The organism is Paenibacillus salivarius (assembly GCF_051307165.1).
In the GTDB taxonomy this organism is placed as follows: Bacteria; Bacillota; Bacilli; order Paenibacillales; family Paenibacillaceae; genus Fontibacillus.
In genome coordinates, this window is sequence record NZ_CP195592.1 from 2186040 (window position 1) to 2204792 (window position 18753).

The 18753-nt window shown below is 54.4% G+C and carries 14 protein-coding genes; 13 read left to right on the forward strand and 1 reads right to left on the reverse strand.

The window, feature by feature from the left end:
• Nucleotides 1-8: 8 nt before the first annotated feature.
• The 10 genes from lspA to pyrE all read left to right on the forward strand — a co-directional run bounded on the left by lspA (nucleotide 9) and on the right by pyrE (nucleotide 12089).
• Nucleotides 9-506, forward strand: a complete 498-nt coding sequence (gene lspA, locus ACSFXJ_RS09720) for a signal peptidase II (protein WP_435924953.1) — start codon at nucleotides 9-11, stop codon at nucleotides 504-506.
• A complete protein-coding gene (locus ACSFXJ_RS09725) occupies nucleotides 503-1450 on the forward strand; it encodes an RluA family pseudouridine synthase (RefSeq protein WP_435924954.1) in 948 nt (315 codons plus the stop codon). The genes lspA and ACSFXJ_RS09725 overlap by 4 nt, the downstream gene beginning before the upstream one ends.
• A gap of 206 nt (nucleotides 1451-1656) precedes the next feature.
• Nucleotides 1657-2910 (forward strand): LL-diaminopimelate aminotransferase, encoded by a 1254-nt coding sequence (locus ACSFXJ_RS09730; protein WP_435924955.1) that lies wholly within the window; start codon nucleotides 1657-1659, stop codon nucleotides 2908-2910.
• A 522-nt stretch (nucleotides 2911-3432) separates the two neighbouring features.
• Complete coding sequence (gene pyrR, locus ACSFXJ_RS09735) at nucleotides 3433-3972, forward strand: bifunctional pyr operon transcriptional regulator/uracil phosphoribosyltransferase PyrR (RefSeq protein WP_435924956.1); 540 nt, start codon at nucleotides 3433-3435, stop codon at nucleotides 3970-3972.
• Nucleotide 3973: 1 nt separating this feature from the next.
• Nucleotides 3974-4885, forward strand: a complete 912-nt coding sequence (locus tag ACSFXJ_RS09740) for an aspartate carbamoyltransferase catalytic subunit (protein WP_435924957.1) — start codon at nucleotides 3974-3976, stop codon at nucleotides 4883-4885.
• A 55-nt stretch (nucleotides 4886-4940) separates the two neighbouring features.
• Nucleotides 4941-6224: a dihydroorotase gene (locus ACSFXJ_RS09745; protein WP_435924958.1), complete on the forward strand. Its 1284-nt coding sequence runs from the start codon at nucleotides 4941-4943 to the stop codon at nucleotides 6222-6224.
• Nucleotides 6225-6285: 61 nt separating this feature from the next.
• Complete coding sequence (gene carA / locus ACSFXJ_RS09750; RefSeq protein ID WP_435924959.1) at nucleotides 6286-7422, forward strand: glutamine-hydrolyzing carbamoyl-phosphate synthase small subunit; 1137 nt, start codon at nucleotides 6286-6288, stop codon at nucleotides 7420-7422.
• Nucleotide 7423: 1 nt separating this feature from the next.
• On the forward strand, nucleotides 7424-10636 hold the full coding sequence (carB, locus tag ACSFXJ_RS09755; RefSeq protein WP_435924960.1) for a carbamoyl-phosphate synthase large subunit: 3213 nt from the start codon (nucleotides 7424-7426) through the stop codon (nucleotides 10634-10636).
• An 80-nt stretch (nucleotides 10637-10716) separates the two neighbouring features.
• Nucleotides 10717-11454: an orotidine-5'-phosphate decarboxylase gene (pyrF, locus tag ACSFXJ_RS09760; protein ID WP_435924961.1), complete on the forward strand. Its 738-nt coding sequence runs from the start codon at nucleotides 10717-10719 to the stop codon at nucleotides 11452-11454.
• Entirely contained in the window at nucleotides 11451-12089 is a 639-nt protein-coding gene (gene pyrE / locus ACSFXJ_RS09765; RefSeq protein WP_435924962.1) for an orotate phosphoribosyltransferase, read from the forward strand. The genes pyrF and pyrE overlap by 4 nt, the downstream gene beginning before the upstream one ends.
• A 74-nt stretch (nucleotides 12090-12163) precedes the next feature.
• Here pyrE and ACSFXJ_RS09770 read toward each other — a convergent pair whose 3' ends face one another.
• Nucleotides 12164-13795 carry an S-layer homology domain-containing protein gene (locus tag ACSFXJ_RS09770; RefSeq protein WP_435924963.1) on the reverse strand — a complete coding sequence of 544 codons (1632 nt, stop codon included), beginning with the start codon at nucleotides 13793-13795 and terminating at the stop codon, nucleotides 12164-12166.
• Nucleotides 13796-13978: 183 nt separating this feature from the next.
• Between ACSFXJ_RS09770 and ACSFXJ_RS09775 the strand changes: the two genes are divergently transcribed.
• Genes ACSFXJ_RS09775 through ACSFXJ_RS09785 form a run of 3 tightly spaced genes read left to right on the forward strand, consistent with a single transcriptional unit; the run spans nucleotide 13979 to nucleotide 18742 of the window.
• The gene (locus tag ACSFXJ_RS09775; RefSeq protein WP_435924964.1) at nucleotides 13979-14776 is read left to right on the forward strand and encodes an ABC transporter ATP-binding protein; all 798 of its coding nucleotides are present in this window, start codon (nucleotides 13979-13981) and stop codon (nucleotides 14774-14776) included.
• Nucleotides 14739-15833, forward strand: coding sequence for an efflux RND transporter periplasmic adaptor subunit (locus ACSFXJ_RS09780; RefSeq protein ID WP_435924965.1), 1095 nt, complete (start codon nucleotides 14739-14741; stop codon nucleotides 15831-15833). The genes ACSFXJ_RS09775 and ACSFXJ_RS09780 overlap by 38 nt, the downstream gene beginning before the upstream one ends.
• Nucleotides 15833-18742 carry an FtsX-like permease family protein gene (locus ACSFXJ_RS09785; protein WP_435924966.1) on the forward strand — a complete coding sequence of 970 codons (2910 nt, stop codon included), beginning with the start codon at nucleotides 15833-15835 and terminating at the stop codon, nucleotides 18740-18742. Before ACSFXJ_RS09780 ends, ACSFXJ_RS09785 begins: the two co-directional genes overlap by 1 nt.
• Nucleotides 18743-18753: the final 11 nt, after the last annotated feature.

Sequence of the window (18753 nt, forward strand, 5' to 3'; positions counted from 1 at the left end):
CTTCCCGCGTGATCTACTTTCTGATCGCATTGATTGTGTTTCTTGTCGACCAAGGGACGAAGTATCTGATCGCTACCGGCTTGTCCATTGGCGAACAAATTCCGGTCATTGGCGACTTCTTCCTGATCACTTCCCACCGAAATACCGGCGCGGCATTCGGCATTCTGGAAGGAAAACGCTGGTTTTTCATCGTAATCACGACGGTGGTTGTGGCAGGCATTGTTTGGTATATAACCAAAATCAAATCTTCACCGAACAAACTGCTTCCAACGGCGTTATCGCTTGTATTGGGCGGGGCCGTCGGCAATTTTCTCGACCGTGCCGTCAGCGGCGAAGTAGTTGACTTTTTGCAGTTTAATTTCGGTTCTTATACGTTTCCGATTTTCAATGTGGCCGACTCCTGCATTGTCATCGGCGTGGCACTGATCGTGCTGGATTCATTGCTTGAAATGCGTCGGGAAAAACAAGCGAAAGCCGGAAGCAGCGAACAAGAGGAGCAGGTATGATTTCGGATCATTCTTTTATTGACGCTGAAGAAGAGAGCATGGAATGGACAGCCGATGCCGAGGCGGCCAAGGAACGGATCGACAAATTCGTCAAGGCGCAAACCGGCGAACAATTTTCCCGGAGCCAAATTCAACTGTGGATTGAACAGGGGAATATCGTCGTTAACGGCAATCAGGTGAAAACGAATCACAAAATCGCTGCCGGAGACGTCATTTCCCTAACCGTACCGGAAGCGGAACCGGTAGAGATCGTTCCGGAGGACATTCCGCTCGACATCTACTATGAGGATAGCGATGTTATCGTGGTGAACAAGGAGCGGGGGATGGTCGTACATCCGGCTCCGGGGCACGCCAGCGGGACGCTGGTCAATGCGCTGATGCACCATTGCAAAGATCTGTCCGGAATCAACGGGGAGCTGCGTCCCGGTATCGTCCACAGGATCGACAAGGATACTTCGGGGCTGATCATGGCCGCCAAAAACGACAAGGCTCATGCTTCCCTTGCCGCCCAGCTTAAGGAACACTCCGTAACCCGCAAATATTTTGCGATCGTCCACGGCAACGTCAGCCATGACCAGGGGACGATTGACGCGCCGATCGGCCGCGATCCGCAGGACCGCAAGATGTACACGGTAATCGAACGGAACAGCAAGCATGCGGTAACTCATTTTCAAGTGGCGGAACGCTTTGGCGATTACACGCTGCTGGAGTTGAAGCTGGAGACCGGCAGAACGCATCAAATCCGCGTGCACATGAAGTTTATCGGCCATCCGCTCGTGGGGGATCCGATGTACGGCCGAAGCAAAGGAATCAAAATGTCGGGACAGGCGTTGCATGCCGCCGTGCTCGGATTTGTGCATCCGTCCAGCGGGGAATATTTGGAGTTTACCGCTCCGCTTCCCGCCGATATGGAGGATGTATTGCAAGCGCTCCGTAACCGGTAGGCTTGAACTTTAAATAAGCATCTTTGATCAGGCTGTGCGGTAGGCACGGCAGGAGCAAAGGTGCTTTGTTTTTTGTGTAATGAAATGAATGCCGACGTGCTTGTATTCTTCAAAAAGTACAAACGATCTGGTGATTTATCCATTCTCTAAAAATCCCGTATCCCGCATAGTTAAAAGGGAAATTTAGCAGAGGGAGAGATCTTGCTATGGGAATCGAACAGTACATGGATACATTTATTCAGCACCAATTTGCGGAACGTATCGGCGGTGTAAATTACGGAAAAGACACCGCTATTTATAAATTCGAGAAAATCAAACGCGCCAAAGCGGCGGCGAAAAAGGATTTTCCCGATGTGGAATTGATCGACATGGGCGTCGGCGAGCCGGATGAAATGGCCGATGGGGGCATCGTGGCCAAACTCGCGGAGGAAGCCGCCAAGCCTGAGAACCGCGGATATGCGGACAACGGCATTGCCGAGTTCAAGGAAGCGGCGGCCCGTTATTTACATGAAGTTTTCGGCGTGGAAGGGATCGACCCGGCTACGGAAATCGTGCACTCGATCGGGTCCAAGCCCGCTTTGGCGATGCTGCCTTCCTGTTTTATCAATCCTGGAGACATCACGATCATGACGGTACCCGGATATCCGGTTCTCGGAACCCATACCAAATATTTGGGCGGGGAAGTATATACGGTACCCTTGACGGAAGAAAACCAATTTTTGCCGGACCTGGATTCGATACCTGAGGATGTCGCCCGCAAAGCGAAATTGATTTATTTGAATTACCCGAACAACCCGACTGGGGCCAGCGCCACTGCAGCGTTTTTTACGAGCGTTGTCGAGTGGGCCCGTAAATTTAACGTGGTAGTGGTCCACGATGCACCGTATGCGGCCTTGACCTATGACGGATTGAAGCCGTTAAGCTTCCTGTCCGTGCCAGGGGCGAAGGATGTGGGCGTGGAACTGCACTCCTTGTCGAAATCATACAATATGACGGGCTGGAGAATCGGCTTTGTCGCAGGGAATCCGCTCATCGTCAAAGCGTTCAGCGACGTGAAGGACAACAACGACTCCGGCCAATTTATCGCCATACAAAAAGCCGCGGCTTACGGTCTTGCCCATCCGGAAATTACCGAAAAAATCGCGGAGAAGTATTCTCGCCGCCATAATTTGCTGGTAAGTGCACTTAACGAGTTGGGATTCCGGGCAAAGAAGCCGCAAGGCTCGTTTTTCCTCTACGTTGCCGCTCCCAAAGGCGTCGAAGGCGGACCGTCATTCGCATCGGCGGAGGACTTCTCCCAGTATCTGATTCGCGAGAAGCTGATTTCCACCGTTCCTTGGGACGATGCCGGCCACTATGTCCGTTTCTCGGTAACGTTTGCCGCGAACGGTCAAGAAGAGGAGCAGCGGGTCATCGCGGAAATCAAACGGCGGCTTGGCGAAGTGAAGTTTATTTTTTAGGAAGATGTTCTTTTGAGAAATCGGGAGAGCGCAGCCGGGCAAACAGCTCGACCATCAGGCCGATGAGATTCCGACTCTTATGAAAATGAATAGCTTGACGCATGCACCACCTGCCGCCTTGGTTTTCCAGGGCGGTTTTTACATTGCAACTGTTGTATAAATATAAATTATGGTGTATATTTATAAATAAATGAATGCGAATCTCCGGAACAGGCGTCATGATTCACCGTTCTTTGACAGTAATAATCATCCAGTCCGACTGTCTTGACAGGCAAGCCGTATTCTGTCATAATTCATGTAAATCAATAGAACCTTTAATTCAGTCCCGTGAGGCTGGCAAGGTAACGTGAATGAGGATTCCGACAATACTAGGTATATTGCTGCGGCAGTATACATCCGGGATCCGCATGACAGTCATGGTCATTTACCATGGCTAAAAACTCCTTGCCTGGGTCAGGCAAGGAGTTTTTTTGTACCTACCACGGATGCTGAATGCAATTTTATCCCGAGGAGGCAGATCAGATGAGCAGCGAGAGTCATACAATTATGGATGAAATGGCCATTCGCCGTGCCTTAACCAGAATCGCCCATGAAATTCTTGAGCGGAACAACGGTATTGAGGGCTGCGTACTGGCCGGCATTAAGACACGGGGTGTGTTTTTGGCCAAACGGCTTGCGGAACGACTGGAAAATATCGAAGGAACGCCGATCTCCTGGGTAGAGCTGGACGTGACCCCTTACCGTGACGACAGGGGCGAGCGAGGTTCCGAACGGGCAGAGGTTCAGATCGAGGTGCATGGCAAAACCGTCGTGCTTGTCGACGACGTACTGTATACCGGTAGAACGATCCGGGCGGCAATGGATGCGATCATGGATTGCGGGCGCCCGGCTTCGATCCAATTGGCCGTCCTTGTGGACCGCGGTCACCGGGAATTACCGATCCGCCCGGATTATATCGGGAAAAACGTTCCGACATCGAAAGCCGAAGAAATCGAGGTATTCCTGGTAGAAACCGACGGCAGTGACGAGGTACGGATTACGCAAAACCGGGGGGAACAGTGATATGACGATGACGGCATCCTCATTAAAAGAACACAGCCTGCTCGGTCTCAAGGACCTTAGCGCTTCCGAGATCGCCTCGATTCTGGATCGTGCCGCATATTGGGAGGCACGGAGCGAGAAGGTCGTTCCGGTCCTGAAGGACCGGTTCGTTGCGAATATGTTTTTTGAAAACAGCACGCGAACCCGCTTCTCCTTTGAGATGGCGGAAAAAAGACTGGGAGCCGAGGTGCTGAATTTTTCGGCCGCGGTGTCCAGCGTGGAAAAAGGCGAATCGATTTACGATACGGTCCGCACCTTGGAGTCAATGGGGATCGATGCCGGTGTGATCCGGTTAAAGCCGGTCGGTCTGCTGGCCGAACTCGCCGAGCGGATCTCGGTACCGCTCGTTAACGCCGGAGACGGCAATAACGAACATCCGACCCAGGCACTGCTCGACATGTACACGATGAGAAAGCACTTTGGTGAGCTGAAAGGCTTGAAGGTTTCGATTATCGGGGACATTAAGCATAGCAGGGTCGCCCGTTCGAACCTTTGGGCGTTGCAAAAATTCGGTGCGGAGGTCAAACTTTGCGCGCCGGACAGCATGCAGGCTCCGGAGCTTGCGGCGTACGCTCCTTATGTTCCGATGGATGAAGCGCTCTGCGCCGATGTCGTCATGATGCTACGGGTGCAATTGGAACGCCATGCGGAAGGACTGCTCAAGTCGGCGGATCAATACCGGCTCGAATACGGCCTGACGGAAGAACGGGTCGCCAAGCTTGCGCCACACGTGATCATCATGCACCCGGCTCCGGTAAACCGGAACGTGGAAATCGATGACGCGGTGGTCGAACATCCCCAATCGCGGATTTTTCCGCAGATGGCGAACGGAGTGCCGATTCGGATGGCGGTTATGGAAAGAGCGATGAGATAAAGCAAGGAACTTATTTTAAGGATTCTATAGATTGTAAAAAGCGGAGGTTCCATCGATGCAGCTTATTATTCGAAACGCAAGTGTCCTGAACGAGAGCGGAGATTTGGAAAAAAAGGAAATCCTGGTTGAGGACGGTGTGATTCGGCAAATTGCAGCCGCAGGCAGCTTTGCCGGAGAAGCCGGTAACGCAACCGTCATCGACGCCGAGGGCAAACTGGTAACCCCGGGATTTATCGATATGCACGTCCATCTGAGGGAACCGGGCTTTGAGCATAAGGAGACGATTGAAACCGGCGCACGTTCGGCGGCGAAGGGCGGATTCACGACGATCGCCTGCATGCCGAACACCAAACCGGTCACCGACACTCCAGAAGTCGTTTCGCTTGTCCTGAATAAGGCCAAGGAAGCGGACTTAGTCCGGGTGCTGCCATATGCGGCGATTACGAAGAACGAGCTTGGCCGGGAACTGACGGATTTCGCAGCCTTGAAAGAGGCCGGGGCGATCGGGTTCACCGATGACGGTGTCGGGGTCCAAAACGCGCAAATGATGAAAGATGCGATGAATCTTGCGGCTTCGCTCGGCATGCCGGTCATCGCCCACTGCGAGGACAACTCGCTGGTGGAAGGGGCGCCGGTGGCGGAGGGCGAATTTGCCAAACGTCACGGGTTGAAGGGGATTCCGAACGAATCGGAAGCGATCCATGTCGGGCGCGATATTTTGCTGGCCGAAGCGACGGGCGTACACTACCATGTTTGCCATGTCAGCACCGAGCAATCGATCCGCCTCATTCGCCAAGCGAAGGAAATCGGCATCAAGGTGACCGCGGAAGTTTGCCCGCATCACCTGATTCTTTCGGAGGAGGATATTCCGGGGCTGGACGCCAACTGGAAAATGAACCCGCCGCTGCGTTCCAAGCGGGATGTGGAGGCTTGCATCCAGGCGCTGGAAGACGGAACGATCGATATCGTCGTTACGGACCACGCACCGCACAGCGCGGAAGAAAAAGCGAAGGGAATGCAGCTTGCCCCGTTCGGAATCGTCGGGTTTGAAACGGCGTTCCCGCTGCTCTACACCAAGTTCGTTGCCGAGGGCCGCTGGACGCTCGGGATGCTGGTGAAGCGGATGACGGAGGATCCGGCCCGCGTGTTCGGATTGAATACCGGACGTCTGGTGGCGGGTGCGCCTGCCGATTTGACGATCGTCGATCTGGATCTGGAGAAAGAAGTGAACCCCGAGGAGTTTGCCTCCAAGGGCCGCAACACGCCGTTTACGGGATGGAAGCTGAAAGGCTGGCCGGTTAAGACGATCGTTGCCGGCAAAGTGGTATGGAGCGAATAAATCATAAGGATGCGATTCAATCGTATTTTTAAATAGACATAATGTAAAGGAGTGCTGCAGGATGCAGGCAAGATTGTTATTGGAAGACGGCACGCTGTTTACCGGAACATCGTTCGGCGCGGAAGTCGAAAAAACCGGCGAGGTCGTTTTTAATACGGGAATTACGGGATATCAGGAAGTATTGTCTGATCCTTCTTACTGTGGACAAATCGTTACCATGACTTATCCGCTGATCGGAAACTACGGAATTTCGAGGGACGACTTCGAGTCGATCGCTCCTTCGATCCACGGATTCGTCGTCCGCCGTTATGAGCCTACGCCAAGCAACTGGCGGGCGCAGTACAGCCTGGGCGACCTGCTTAAGGAGTACGGAATCCCGGGCATTACCGGGATCGATACCCGTATGCTGACCCGGATTATCCGCCAGCACGGGACGATGAAAGGCATTTTGACGACATCCGCCAAGTCGGTCGTCGAACTGACGGAAATGATGGCGACGACGAGCATCGACGAGCTGCGCAACCAGGTTGCCCGGACATCGACGCCAAACGTCTATAGCAGCCCGGGGTCCAAGGAACGGATCGTGCTTGTGGATTTCGGTGCGAAGAGCGGGATTCTCCGCGAACTGAACAAGCGGGACTGCGACGTCGTTATCGTGCCTCATGACACGACGGCCGACGAAATCCGCCGGCTCCATCCGGACGGGATTCAACTCTCCAACGGACCTGGGGATCCGAAAGACGTTCCTTACGCGGTTAAAATGATTTCGGAGCTGCTCGGAGAATATCCGATCTTCGGCATCTGCCTTGGGCATCAGCTGCTTTCGCTGGCCTGCGGAGCCGATACGGAAAAGCTGAAATTCGGTCACCGCGGCGGCAACCATCCGGTGAAGGATCTGGAAACCGGACGCTGCTACATCACTTCCCAAAACCATGGTTATACCGTAAACGAAGCTTCGCTTGCCGGTACGGACCTGGTCGTAACGCATATCAACAACAACGACAAAACGGTCGAGGGCGTCAAGCATACGAAATACCCTGCTTTCTCGGTGCAATATCACCCGGAAGCGGCGCCGGGACCTTATGATAACAGCTACTTGTTCGACCGCTTCATCGAGATGATCAGAACGCATAAGCGGGAAAATCCGCAAAAGCCTCGTCAAGCCGAACTGATGGCCGCAGCGAAAGGAGTACTGTAACATGCCTATCAACAAAGAACTGAAGAAAATACTCGTCATCGGATCCGGTCCGATCGTGATCGGGCAGGCGGCGGAATTCGATTACGCCGGCACCCAGGCCTGCCAAGCGCTGAAAGAAGAAGGCGTGGAAGTGGTGCTGATCAACAGCAACCCGGCCACGATCATGACCGATACCAATATGGCGGATAAAGTATATATCGAGCCGATTACGCTGGAATTCGTGACGCAAATCATCCGCCAGGAGCGCCCGGACGGACTCTTGCCGACGCTCGGCGGCCAGACCGGCCTCAACATGGCGGTCGAGCTTGCCCGCGCCGGCGTGCTGGAGCGCGAAAACGTGAAGCTGCTGGGTACCCAGCTCTCCTCGATCGAAAAAGCCGAGGACCGCGACTTGTTCCGCGAGCTGATGCGCGAGCTGGAACAGCCGGTTCCCGAGAGTATGATCATTACAACGGTCGACGAGGCGCTTAACTTCGCCGAGGAGATCGGCTACCCGGTGATCGTGCGTCCGGCGTACACGCTGGGCGGTACAGGCGGCGGCATCTGCGCGAATGTGGAAGAACTGAAAGAAACGGTCGCTTCGGGGATCCGCTACAGCCCGATCGGCCAGTGCCTGATCGAGAAGTCGATCGCGGGCATGAAAGAAGTCGAATACGAAGTCATGCGTGACGCGAACGACAACTGCATCGTGGTCTGCAACATGGAAAACTTTGATCCGGTCGGCGTACATACCGGGGACAGCATCGTCGTGGCGCCGAGCCAGACGCTGTCGGACCGGGAATACCAAATGCTGCGTTCCGCATCCCTTAAGATCATCCGCGCGCTGAACATCGAAGGCGGCTGCAACGTGCAGTTCGCGCTGGATCCGCAAAGCTTCCAGTACTATGTAATCGAAGTAAACCCGCGGGTCAGCCGCTCTTCGGCGCTGGCCTCCAAAGCGACCGGGTATCCGATCGCCAAAATGGCGGCAAAAATCGCGCTCGGCTATACGCTGGATGAAATCGTTAACCCGGTAACCGGCCAAACTTACGCTTGCTTCGAACCGACGCTGGATTACATCGTCAGCAAAATCCCGCGCTGGCCTTTCGACAAATTCGTGAGCGCCAACCGCAAGCTGGGCACGCAAATGAAAGCGACCGGGGAAGTCATGGCGATCGGACGGACGTTCGAGGAGTCGATCCATAAAGCGGTTCGTTCGCTGGAGATCGGAACGCACCGCCTCTATCTGAAAGGCGCTGAAAAGCTGGAGAACGATACATTGAACCAACGACTTGTCAAAGCCGACGATGAACGCCTGTTCCTGGTGGCGGAAGCATTCCGCCGCGGCTACACCTTGCAGCAAATTCAGGATTTGACGCAAATCGACTGGTGGTTCCTGGATAAAATCGAAGGACTCGTTCAATTCGAACGCAAAATCGCTTCGGAATCCGAACTGACTTACGAAACGCTGTATGAAGCGAAGCGCCGCGGTTTCACCGACCGGGCGATCGCCGAATTGCGCGCGTCGGGGCAGCCGAAGAGCACGCATCTGACCGAAGAAAGCGTAACGCTGTTCCGGAAGGAAAGAGGCTTGCGTCCGGTCTATAAAATGGTCGACACCTGCGCCGCGGAGTTCGAGGCATCGACGCCTTACTACTACTCCACGTACGAAACCGAGAATGAAGTCGTCCATACCGACAAGGAGAAAATTCTCGTTCTGGGCTCCGGGCCGATCCGGATCGGCCAAGGGATCGAGTTCGACTACTCTACCGTACATGCGGTATGGGCCATTCAGAAGGCAGGGTACGAGGCTGTTATTATCAATAACAACCCGGAAACGGTCTCGACGGACTTTAACACCTCGGACCGGCTCTATTTCGAGCCGCTCTTCTTCGAGGACGTCATGAACGTCATCGAACAGGAGCAGCCGGTCGGCGTGATCGTCCAGTTCGGCGGCCAAACGGCAATCAATCTCGCGGCGCCTTTGAAGGCGGCCGGCGTGAAAATCCTTGGCACTTCGCTCGAAAGCATCGACGAAGCGGAGGACCGGAAAAAGTTCGAAGCGCTCCTTTCGAGACTTCATATTGCACAGCCGAAAGGCAGCACGGTCACATCCGTGGACGAAGCCGTCGGCACGGCCCAATCGCTCGGCTATCCGGTATTGGTGCGTCCGTCTTATGTCCTCGGCGGCCGGGCGATGGAAATCGTCTACTCCGATGCGGAGTTGCTGAGATATATGGAAGAAGCGGTGAACATCAATCCGCAGCATCCGGTGCTCATCGACCGGTATATGCTGGGTAAAGAGGTTGAGGTCGACGCGATTTGCGACGGAGAAACCGTGCTGATTCCGGGGATCATGGAGCATGTCGAACGCGCAGGGGTCCACTCCGGCGACTCGATCGCCGTGTATCCGCCTCAATATCTTACAAATGAATTGAAAACCAAAATCGCCGATATCACGATCAAAATCGCGAAGGAATTGAAGACGGTCGGATTGGTGAACATTCAGTTCGTCATCTACGAGAATGAAGTGTACGTGATCGAGGTAAATCCTCGCTCTTCGCGGACGGTTCCTTTCTTGAGCAAAGTGACGAATATCCCGATGGCCAACGTGGCCACGAAATGTATTCTCGGTACGAAGCTGAAGGATTTGGGTTACGAAACCGGCTTGTGGCCGGAAAGCGAGCAGGTATCGGTCAAAGTCCCGGTATTCTCCTTCGCGAAACTTCGCCGCGTGGAACCTACGCTCGGACCGGAGATGAAATCGACCGGGGAAGTCATGGGACGCGACCCGCAGTATGCCAAGGCGTTGTATAAAGGCCTGATCGGGGCGGGAATGAAAATTCCGTCCACCGGCGCCATCATCGCCACGGTAGCGGACAAAGACAAAGAGGAAGCGGTAGAGCTGCTCCGCGGCTTCTCCAACCTCGGATATAAAATTATCGCTACGGAAGGTACGGCTTCCGCGCTGATCGAAGCCGGCATCCATGTAACCACCGTACACAAGCTGACGGAGGGAGAACCGAACATTCTGGATCTTATCCGCAACGGTGAGGCCCACTTTGTGATCAATACGCTCACCAAAGGAAAAGAACCGGAGCGCGACGGCTTCCGGATCCGCCGCGAAGCGGTGGAAAACGGAATCGTATGTATGACTTCGCTCGATACGGTTCGCGCTTTGCTGAACATGCTGGAGACGATTAACTTCTCCTCCCAGGCGATGCCGAGTTTCTAAACAGCAATTGAATAATTAACGAAGCGGCTCCGACTTGCAACTCAAGCATCGGGGCCGCAAGTATGATTGGAGGAGAACCTATGGCGATTTCATACGAGCAGGCAGCCGGAAAACTGATGGTTGCGCTGGACTATCCTTCCGCGGAGCAGGCGAAAGGCCTGATTCGCGAGCTTGAAGGAATTCCGTGTTACATGAAGGTCGGGATGCAGCTTTTTTACACCGCAGGGCCGGATTTTGTGAAGGAATTAAAAGCAAAGGGATATTCCGTTTTCCTGGATCTGAAAATGCATGACATCCCGAATACGGTAAAAGGAGGCGCGAACAGCATTACCCGGCTTGGAGTCGATATGTTCAACGTCCATGCGGCGGGCGGCGTCAAAATGATGGCCGCTGCCAAAGAAGGCGTCCTGGAGGCGATGGCAAACGACGCTTCCTTGCGGAAGCCACTCTTGATCGGGGTGACTCAGCTTACCAGTACCGACCAGGAGACGCTAAACCGGGAGATCGGCATACCGGGCAGCGTCGAGCAGGCGGTGTTGTCTTATGCGGCTTTGACCAAGGAAGCGGGCCTTGACGGCGTGGTGGCTTCTCCTTTGGAAGTACAAGCCATCAAAGGGCGGTTGGGGACATCGTTCATTACCGTAACCCCGGGGATCCGTCCGTCGGGAAGCGCCGCGGGCGACCAGTCCCGGACACTGACGCCGGGCGAAGCCGTCGGACAAGGAACGGATTATATTGTGGTCGGCCGTCCGATTACCGGAGCCGCCAGCCCGCGCGAAGCCGCGGAACAAATCATTGAGGAGATGATGGGAGCATGAGTACTCATAAAATAGCAAGTGATGTGGCGGGGAGTTTGCTGGATATCGGTGCCGTCGCGCTGCGTCCGCACCAGCCTTTTACGTGGACATCGGGCATTAAATCACCGATCTATTGCGACAACCGGTTGACGATGTCATACCCGGAGATCCGCGATTTAATCGCCGAATCTTTTGCGGCGGTGATTCGCGAATCCTATCCCGGGGCGGAGGTTATCGCCGGAACGGCAACCGCGGGCATCCCGCATGCGGCGTTTGTATCCCAAAAGCTAGGACTTCCCATGGCTTACATCCGCGACAAGGCGAAGGGACACGGCAAGGAAAACCAGATCGAAGGGCTGGTCAAGCCGGGGCAAAAAGTGATCGTGATCGAAGACCTGATCTCCACCGGCGGAAGCTCGATCAAGGCCGCGGAGGCTGTTCGCGAGGCGGGTGCCGAAGTGCTTGCCGTGCTGGCCATTTTCAGCTATCAATTGGACAAGGCGGTTCAAGGATTTGAAGCCGCCGGTATTCCTCTGCAAACCCTGTCCAATTACACGGCCCTGATCGACGTGGCTATCGAGCGCGGCGTGATTCAACCGGAGGACTTGGCGCTGCTGAAGTCGTGGCGAGAGGATCCGGCTTCGTTCGGAAATTAATCGAAAAAGGAACTGTCATCGTCCTTGCTGAATTGGGACGCGACAGTTCCTTTTTTTATAGTTTTCCCACAGAGTTAGTTTTGACGACTTTTGATCGCTTCGTATTTTTCCGCATTCCGCAGCGCAGGCCAGATTTCCGGCGATTCTCCGCCGATATGCCAAAAAGCGATCCCCGCGATATTCCGGTCCAATGCCATCATGTATTTTTTCGTAAGCGAGCGTGTTTCCTCCAGCCAAATCCGATGCTTGGCGCCGGAAGAGCGGTACTCCATCGTATATTGTCCCAGCGCGGAGTTCCAGGCCGGTCTGAGCCCCGACGCCTTGATCCGGCCGTTTTGCTCGGGAAGCCTCAACTCCTCGGTATTCACCGTTGCCCCGCTTTCGTTCACTGTCCAATCCCGGGTATATAAAGGCAAGGCTAAGATCACTTTGGAAGCCGGGACTTTTTTCAGCAAGGTATCCAGGCCTCTTTGCACCCAGGGAAGCGAAGCGACGGAGCCGGAGGCGCCGCCCGACCAGTGTTCGTCATACCCCATCAGAACCATATAATCCGCGCTTTTGCCCAATGCAGCGTAATCGAACGCCTCGGTCCAATCCGTTCCGAGATCCGGCGAAACGTCGACGGAAAGCACCATGCCGTTTGCATGCAGTTGGCCGGCAAGCGATTCTACGAATGAAGTGAGTGCGGCTTTATCTCCGGGAGCCACATTTTCAAAATCCAGATTGATCCCCTTCAGGCCCAGCTTCAGCGCTTGATTTTTGATTTTCGCGATCACGGCAGAGGTTTTTTCTTTGGACGAAAGCAGGGTATGCGTATTCTCCATGTTCAATCGGTTGCCGAACATCGCCCATACCTGTTTCCCGTTCTTTTTGGCCCATGCGGCAAGCGAGGAATTGCTCTCATCGGTGAGTCCGCCGTTCTCTTCCAGAAAGAACCATCTCGGCGAGATCACATTGACTTCGGAGTTCAGGATCGATTGCTTGTATTGTTCATCCGTTTGCCCGTATTGCCAGCCGATCTGGATGCCCGGGTCCGGCTTGGCCGATAGTTTTCCCGACCACGTTTTATTTTGCAGGAGACGTTCCAGGATCATTGCGATTTCCTGTCGCGTCAACGGTTGGGTCGGATTGAACCGCCCCGCGCTTCCCTCCATTAAACCGAGCCGTGAAATGATGCCAACGGAAGACCGGGCCCAAGTAGAAATCAAGGCTTCGTCCTCGTATTGACCGACGGTAGCCGACGTGCCCCGGTCCTCATTCAAAATACGGACGATCATCACTGCGGCTTCCTGCCGCGTCACGGGCTGAGACGGTTCAAATTTACCCGCCCCTTTGCCTTCCGTCAAACCCAGCTCGGTTGCGGCTTGGATGTCGGGGTAGTACCAAGTGCCCTTCCTGACGTCCCAGTATGCCGGAATGGGAGAATCCACCGCTTCCAAGCCCAAAATGCGGTTCATCGTGACGAGGAACTCTGCGCGGGTAATCGGCCGGGTTGGAGAAAATAGATGTTCCGACGTTCCTTTTAAAATATTTTTATCATATAGACGAATGATCGCTTCTCTCGCATAGCTATTCCCGATATCGCGGAACGGCTGCTCCATGCCGGATGCGGGCGTCTGCGGTTGAATGAAGGATGAAGTAAGTAAGCTTAGCGCAATAATCGCGCCTTTCAATTTTCTGATCGGAACCGCCTCTTTTCCAGACACAAAGGAATCTTTCATTATACTATCAAAATTGCTAGACTCGTTCAGTGTTAAAAATATGGAAATAAATTATCAATATCGTAAAAATCCTTGTAACTTTTTGGAATGATATATCGTTTATAATGCAGGCAAGGACGCACCAATTTGGAAGAGTGACTAAAATCATACATAGGAGATCGATACAAGATGCGTTGGCTTCGCAAACCGGTTAAGCCGGAGAAGGAAGCGCCAGCCGAAACCGCGGCAGCGGAGGAGGTTCAGGCTTCCGAAATTCTAACGATAACTGAAGAGCCCTTGGAAAAAGAAGAAGCGGGTCCTGTTTTGACCGTACGGGACGTGCATCGTTCTTTTCCGGTGGGCGGCGGCGAAATTCATGTCCTCAAGGGCATCAACATGGAAGTGCAGACAGGTCAACTGGTCATGCTCAAAGGGAGATCCGGCTCGGGAAAAACGACGCTGCTCAACATGCTTGGCGGCCTTGACCAGCCTTCTTCGGGAGAAATTTTGTTCAGGGGTCAGCAGATGCACGAGCTAAACGATGACAAAAGAACGCTGCTTCGGCGCAATCAAATCGGCTTTATTTTTCAGGCATATGCCTTGCTTCCCTTGTTATCCGCCTGGGAAAATGTCGAATTGTCGCTCCGGATGGCCGGCGTTCCGCCCCAGGAGTGGAAGGGAAGGGTAAGCCATTGCCTTGAACTGGTCGGGCTAGGCAAACGAATGTTCCACCGTCCTTTCGAACTGTCGGGGGGCGAACAGCAGCGCGTGGCGATCGCCAAGGCGATTGCGCACCGTCCGAAATTGTTGCTCGCGGACGAACCGACGGCAAACCTTGACTCCCAAATGGGGGCCCAGGTGATGGCCGTATTCAAAAACATCATACATACGGAGCAAATGACGATTTGTATGACTACTCACGATCCTACAATCTTGGAGGTAGCAGACCATGTTTACGAAATGGTGGATGGAAAATTTATCAACTAAAAAAAGGGGGCTCGGCCGGATCCTCGGTCTCACGACCGTTTGTTTCGCCCTTGTCGTGTCGGCAGGCTGCAGCCTGCTTCCTAACGAGAATGAGGAAGAGGTTCTTCCGGTCATCACCCCGCCTACGATTTCGAAGAAACCGGAATACGAGGTTCGATCGGAGCCGATTGAGCTCAAGGTCAACGCCGTGGGCAAGCTGATGAGTCAACGCGAGGAGCCGCTTTATTTTACGGAAGAGGGGCTTCATGTTCAGGAAGTGAAAGTGAAGGCCGGCGACAAAGTGTCCAAAGGCGACGTGCTGGTCGTTTTAGATGTGAAGGATTTACAGAAGGATCTGCGAAAGAAGCGGCTTGATTTCCGCCAGCAGGAATTGACGATGAAGGAAACGCTGCGGACAAAGGATGAAATGAGCGATATCGACTTCGAGAAAGCGCAGATCGTGTTCGAGGAGCAACGCCAGGAGTTGGTGGATCTCGAGCAAAAGATCGCCGACGGTACGCTCAAGGCCCCGTTCTCCGGGACGATCGTGTCCATGAACGCACAGAAGGGCGCCACGGTAAAGGCTTACGAATCGCTCGGCATCATTTCGGATACTTCTTCCCTGGTCGTAGCCGCATCTTTTGCCAAGGAGGAACTTGAGAAAATCTCCGTCGGCATGGCGGCCGAAGTGGATATCAATGCCCTTGGGGTATTTAAAGGCAAGGTCAAAGTCATGCCGACGGCCACGGATTCCTCGGAAAACGGCGGAGGGGGCGGCGCAGGCGTTCCTCCGGAGAAAGATTCGATCGACAAATACTTGATCGTTGAGCTCGATGAATGGCCGAAGGAAGCGGAACGCGGACGCCAGCTCAGCGTGTCCATCGTAACCCAGCGCAAGGAAAACGCGGTGCTGATTCCGATCTCCGCGCTGCGCTCCATCGGATCGCGGACTTACGTCCAAGTTGCGGAAGCGGACGGCTCCAAGCGGGAGGTTGATGTCGAGGTCGGATTGCAAACATCGACGGACGTGGAAATCCTTAAAGGACTCACGCCGGGGCAGAAAGTAGTGGGTCGCTAATGGGTGTTCCTTTATTGCGATTATTGTTCCGCAAAATGTGGAATACGAAATGGCTGACCTTAAGTACGCTGCTAGGTCTGATCGTTGCGGTATCTTTTACCGTCAGTATTCCGATGTATTCGGACGGGTCGTTAAAACGGGTCGTATCCAGCACTTTATTGGCGGAGAGCGAAGGTCTCCCCGCAGGCTCCCTCGTGATGAGCTACCAGGCTCCGGGCGGAACCAAGACGGAATTGTCCGGACTCGAGTCGGTCAATAAATATATCGTCGAAGACGTGCCGAAAGAAATCGGCTTTCCGTTTCAAACTTACGTCAACACCCGTTCCATCCGGGGAACCGAGGTCTATCCCGAGGATCCGACAAAGGTGGATGCCAGCCGGACGAGAACGATGGGCATCTCCACGATGAGCGGGCTCAAAGATCGGGTCTCGGTCACCGGCGGACAGTTGTTTTCCGATAGCGCCGGGGGCGGGACGGCCGTAGAAGCGGTAATGCTTGAAGAAGCGATGTACCGTCAGGACCTGCACATCGGGGATGTTATGGAATATCCCGTATATAGCGGTGCGGACGTCACTCTCAAGGTGAAGATCGTCGGCGTGTTCCAGCCGGTGGACGCCACCGATCCGTATTGGTATCAGGGACTCGAAGGCATGATGAACACGTTTTACGTCAGCGAATCGGCGTTTAACGACGGTTTGCTCAAGCAGTTGAACATCCCGCTGCACAATTCCAGCTGGTATTACGCGTTTGATCTGCGGGAAATCAAGACGGGGCAGCTGACATCCCTGTCAAGCACGCTGGATCGGCTCAATGTCGAGTTGTACCAGAAGCTCAAGGAGACCAAGGTCGATATTTCATTCGGCAGCTTGCTCGACGATTTCCGCAGGCAAAGCCTGCAAATGCAGACGCTGCTGTTTACGCTGGCCGCACCGATGATTGCCATGGTTTTTTATTTTATCGTGATGAATGCGCGCCAGTCCCTGGATAAACAGCAGAGCGATATTGCCGTGCTGCGGAGCCGGGGGGCTTCGACCAAACAAATCATATTCATTTATTTGCTGGAAGGATTGTTGCTGGGGATCGTTGCGATGGTGGCCGGACCGCTGCTCGGATGGTTTATGTCCAAGAGTATCGGCTCCGCCGACGGGTTCCTCGCCTTTGTCAACCGGAAGTCGATTCCGGTAGGTTTTAATACCGATGCGCTGCTGCTCGGAGCGGCGGCCGTCATCATTGCGATTTTGGCGACGGTGCTTCCGGCGATCTCTTATGCCAGAGCTTCGATCGTCAACGCCAAACGAAAGCAGGCCAGGTCCGATCAGCGTCCGGGCTGGCAAAAATGGTTCATCGATATCGTGCTGATGGCTGCCGCGGGCTACGGCTACTATTTGTTCTATGAACGCCAGGTGCTTACGTTTCAGACCGGGATGACGACGGATGAGCTGCAAGTGCAGCCGTTTCTGTTCTTCGTGCCGGCCATCGCGATTTTCTCGATCGGCTTGTTCTTCCTGCGGGTATTCCCATGGATTTTGAAGCTGATCGGATGGCTCGGCAAGAAGTGGCTGCCGGTGCCGTACTATTTAAGCTTGACGCAGCTTTCGCGCTCGGCTACGTCTTATTATCCGCTGATGATTTTGCTCGTGTTGACGCTTGGGCTTGGTATCTACAACGCCTCGGCCGCGCGGACAATCGATCTGAATTCGACGGAACGTACGCTTTATAAATACGGTGCCGACGTCATCATGCAGACCGTCTGGGAATCCACGCCGGAAATGTCCAAAACTCCGCAAGGCGGTCAAGGGCAGGGCGGATCCGGCGGCGGCGCGGGCGGAGGTCAAGGCGGAGGCGGCGGAGGACAGGGAGGAGGTCCCGGCGGCGGCCAAGGCGGCGGTCAAGGACAGCAGCCGACGAAGCTCATTTACTCGGAGCCTCCGTTTGAGGTGTTCCGCAAGCTGGACGGCGTTGAACACGCCGCCCGCGTTCTCCAGACCAAGGGCAACATCATCATTTCCGGCCGTTCGGCCGGCCAAGGCAACGTGATGGGGATCGACAACGTCGATTTCGCCAAGGTCGCCTGGTTCCGCAACGATTTGTTTCCCGCGCATCCGTATCAGTATTTGAACCTGCTCGGGATGAACGAAAGCGCGGCCCTCGTGCCGTCCAATCTCGCGGAGAAGTACCAGCTCAAGCCGGGCGACGTGTTTACGGTGTCTCTTGGAGAAGCTACTCTCGAATTCGCGGTTTACGGCATCATCCCGTACTGGCCTAGCCAATATCCGGATGAAAAACCGTTTATCATCGCGAATCTGGACTATATTTATGATCAATCGCCGCTGATTCCTTATGATGTTTGGCTGAAGATGAAGCCGGACGCCAAGGTGGGTCCGCTGATGACGAAGCTGAGCGAGCAAGGGGTCGACCTGTATTCGGTCAAGGATGTCCGCAGCGAGCTGGCCGCCCAAAGCAAGCATCCGACCCGGGGAGGCGTATTCGGGATTCTGAGTTTAGGATTTATGGTCTCGGTAGTCGTATCCCTTATCGGATACGTGCTGTATTGGTTCTTTAATCTTTCCGGCAGAGTCGTGCAGTTCGGCATTTTGCGGGCGATGGGATTATCCCGCAAACAGCTGACGTTTATGCTGTTGACGGAACAGATTTTAACGGCGGGCCTGTCGATCGTTCTCGGGATTGTCATCGGCAAGGTGGCCGGGAAGCTGTACTTGCCGTTCTTGCAGACGGCGGATAACGTGACGACCCAGGTACCTCCTTTCCGGATCATTTTCAACTCCTCGGATACGATGAAGCTGTATGTCGTCGTGTTGGTGATGCTGATCATGGGAGCCGGCCTGCTCTTCTGGCAAATCCGGCGGCTGCGTGTCCATCAGGCAGTGAAGATGGGGGAGGAACGGTAATATGAGCGACA

Coding starts and splice junctions, on each gene's coding strand:
- ACSFXJ_RS09725 (WP_435924954.1), top strand. CDS start 503: ATGATTTCGGATCATTCTTTTATTGACGCTGAAGAAGAGAGCATGGAA.
- ACSFXJ_RS09730 (WP_435924955.1), top strand. CDS start 1,657: ATGGGAATCGAACAGTACATGGATACATTTATTCAGCACCAATTTGCG.
- pyrR (WP_435924956.1), top strand. CDS start 3,433: ATGAGCAGCGAGAGTCATACAATTATGGATGAAATGGCCATTCGCCGT.
- ACSFXJ_RS09740 (WP_435924957.1), top strand. CDS start 3,974: ATGACGATGACGGCATCCTCATTAAAAGAACACAGCCTGCTCGGTCTC.
- ACSFXJ_RS09745 (WP_435924958.1), top strand. CDS start 4,941: ATGCAGCTTATTATTCGAAACGCAAGTGTCCTGAACGAGAGCGGAGAT.
- carA (WP_435924959.1), top strand. CDS start 6,286: ATGCAGGCAAGATTGTTATTGGAAGACGGCACGCTGTTTACCGGAACA.
- carB (WP_435924960.1), top strand. CDS start 7,424: ATGCCTATCAACAAAGAACTGAAGAAAATACTCGTCATCGGATCCGGT.
- pyrF (WP_435924961.1), top strand. CDS start 10,717: ATGGCGATTTCATACGAGCAGGCAGCCGGAAAACTGATGGTTGCGCTG.
- pyrE (WP_435924962.1), top strand. CDS start 11,451: ATGAGTACTCATAAAATAGCAAGTGATGTGGCGGGGAGTTTGCTGGAT.
- ACSFXJ_RS09775 (WP_435924964.1), top strand. CDS start 13,979: ATGCGTTGGCTTCGCAAACCGGTTAAGCCGGAGAAGGAAGCGCCAGCC.
- ACSFXJ_RS09780 (WP_435924965.1), top strand. CDS start 14,739: ATGTTTACGAAATGGTGGATGGAAAATTTATCAACTAAAAAAAGGGGG.
- ACSFXJ_RS09785 (WP_435924966.1), top strand. CDS start 15,833: ATGGGTGTTCCTTTATTGCGATTATTGTTCCGCAAAATGTGGAATACG.